Source organism: Pantoea sp. YU22 (assembly GCF_003970755.1).
Taxonomy (GTDB): domain Bacteria; phylum Pseudomonadota; class Gammaproteobacteria; order Enterobacterales; family Enterobacteriaceae; genus Pantoea; species Pantoea piersonii.
Genome location: NZ_RYDU01000041.1, coordinates 1 through 2,997 on the forward strand (window position 1 = coordinate 1; position 2,997 = coordinate 2,997).

General features: G+C 54.7%; 1 rRNA gene. It reads left to right on the forward strand.

The window, feature by feature from the left end:
* Positions 1 to 64: 64 nt before the first annotated feature.
* Positions 65 to 2,967, forward strand: a 23S ribosomal RNA gene (locus EKL29_RS22890).
* Positions 2,968 to 2,997: the final 30 nt, after the last annotated feature.

Below are 2,997 nucleotides of genomic sequence, written 5' to 3' on the forward strand. Positions count from 1 at the left end.
AGGCGAGGCGTTCGAGTCTCTCAATAATCACAACCGCACGTCGCAAGACGCCTGTGGGTTGTGAGGTTAAGCGACTAAGCGTACACGGTGGATGCCCTGGCAGTCAGAGGCGATGAAGGACGTGCTAATCTGCGAAAAGCGCCGGCAAGGTGATATGAACCGCTACAGCCGGCGATGTCCGAATGGGGAAACCCAGTGTGATTCGTCACACTATCATGTCATGAATACATAGTGGCATGAGGCGAACCGGGGGAACTGAAACATCTAAGTACCCCGAGGAAAAGAAATCAACCGAGATTCCCCCAGTAGCGGCGAGCGAACGGGGAGCAGCCCAGAGCCTGAATCAGCTTGTGCACTAGTGGAAGCGTCTGGAAAGTCGCAGGGTACAGGGTGATACTCCCGTACACGAAAGTGCACATGCTGTGAGCTCGATGAGTAGGGCGGGACACGTGGTATCCTGTCTGAATATGGGGGGACCATCCTCCAAGGCTAAATACTCCTGACTGACCGATAGTGAACCAGTACCGTGAGGGAAAGGCGAAAAGAACCCCGGCGAGGGGAGTGAAACAGAACCTGAAACCGTGTACGTACAAGCAGTGGGAGCCTCTTTATGGGGTGACTGCGTACCTTTTGTATAATGGGTCAGCGACTTATATTCTGTAGCAAGGTTAACCGTATAGGGGAGCCGCAGGGAAACCGAGTCTTAACTGGGCGTTAAGTTGCAGGGTATAGACCCGAAACCCGGTGATCTAGCCATGGGCAGGTTGAAGGTTGGGTAACACTAACTGGAGGACCGAACCGACTAATGTTGAAAAATTAGCGGATGACCTGTGGCTGGGGGTGAAAGGCCAATCAAACCGGGAGATAGCTGGTTCTCCCCGAAAGCTATTTAGGTAGCGCCTCGTGAACTCATCTTCGGGGGTAGAGCACTGTTTCGGCTAGGGGGCCATCCCGGCTTACCAACCCGATGCAAACTGCGAATACCGAAGAATGTTATCACGGGAGACACACGGCGGGTGCTAACGTCCGTCGTGAAGAGGGAAACAACCCAGACCGCCAGCTAAGGTCCCAAAGTCATGGTTAAGTGGGAAACGATGTGGGAAGGCCCAGACAGCCAGGATGTTGGCTTAGAAGCAGCCATCATTTAAAGAAAGCGTAATAGCTCACTGGTCGAGTCGGCCTGCGCGGAAGATGTAACGGGGCTAAACCATGCACCGAAGCTGCGGCAGCAGTAGCGATACTGTTGGGTAGGGGAGCGTTCTGTAAGCCGTCGAAGGTGGCCTGTGAGGGCTGCTGGAGGTATCAGAAGTGCGAATGCTGACATAAGTAACGATAAAGCGGGTGAAAAGCCCGCTCGCCGGAAGACCAAGGGTTCCTGTCCAACGTTAATCGGGGCAGGGTGAGTCGACCCCTAAGGCGAGGCCGAAAGGCGTAGTCGATGGGAAACAGGTTAATATTCCTGTACTTGGTGTTGCTGCGAAGGGGGGACGGAGAAGGCTATGTTGGCCGGGCGACGGTTGTCCCGGTTTAAGCGTGTAGGCTGACTATCCAGGCAAATCCGGATGGTCAAGGCTGAGGCGTGACGACGAGGCACTACGGTGCTGAAGCAACAAATGCCCTGCTTCCAGGAAAAGCCTCTAAGCTCCAGGCAACACGAAATCGTACCCCAAACCGACACAGGTGGTCAGGTAGAGAATACCAAGGCGCTTGAGAGAACTCGGGTGAAGGAACTAGGCAAAATGGTGCCGTAACTTCGGGAGAAGGCACGCTGGCGCGTAGGTGAAGGGACTTGCTCCCGGAGCCGAGGCCAGTCGAAGATACCAGCTGGCTGCAACTGTTTATTAAAAACACAGCACTGTGCAAACACGAAAGTGGACGTATACGGTGTGACGCCTGCCCGGTGCCGGAAGGTTAATTGATGGGGTTATCCGTAAGGAGAAGCTCTTGATCGAAGCCCCGGTAAACGGCGGCCGTAACTATAACGGTCCTAAGGTAGCGAAATTCCTTGTCGGGTAAGTTCCGACCTGCACGAATGGCGTAATGATGGCCAGGCTGTCTCCACCCGAGACTCAGTGAAATTGAAATCGCTGTGAAGATGCAGTGTACCCGCGGCAAGACGGAAAGACCCCGTGAACCTTTACTACAGCTTGACACTGAACACTGGTCCTTGATGTGTAGGATAGGTGGGAGGCTTTGAAGCGTGGACGCCAGTCTGCGTGGAGCCGTCCTTGAAATACCACCCTTTAATGGCTGGTGTTCTAACGTAGGCCCGTTATCCGGGCTGCGGACAGTGTCTGGTGGGTAGTTTGACTGGGGCGGTCTCCTCCCAAAGCGTAACGGAGGAGCACGAAGGTTGGCTAATCCTGGTCGGACATCAGGAGGTTAGTGCAATGGCATAAGCCAGCTTGACTGCGAGAGTGACGGCTCGAGCAGGTGCGAAAGCAGGTCATAGTGATCCGGTGGTTCTGAATGGAAGGGCCATCGCTCAACGGATAAAAGGTACTCCGGGGATAACAGGCTGATACCGCCCAAGAGTTCATATCGACGGCGGTGTTTGGCACCTCGATGTCGGCTCATCACATCCTGGGGCTGAAGTAGGTCCCAAGGGTACGGCTGTTCGCCGTTTAAAGTGGTACGCGAGCTGGGTTTAGAACGTCGTGAGACAGTTCGGTCCCTATCTGCCGTGGGCGCTGGAAAACTGAGGGGGGTTGCTCCTAGTACGAGAGGACCGGAGTGAACGCACCGCTGGTGTTCGGGTTGTCATGCCAATGGCACTGCCCGGTAGCTAAGTGCGGAAGAGATAAGTGCTGAAAGCATCTAAGCACGAAACTTGCCCCGAGATGAGTTTTCCCTGACCCCTTGAGGGTCCTGAAGGGACGTTGAAGACGACGACGTTGATAGGCCGGGTGTGTAAGCGCAGCGATGCGTTGAGCTAACCGGTACTAATGACCCGTGAGGCTTAACCTTACAACGCCAGAGGCGTTTTGTGAGACGCGA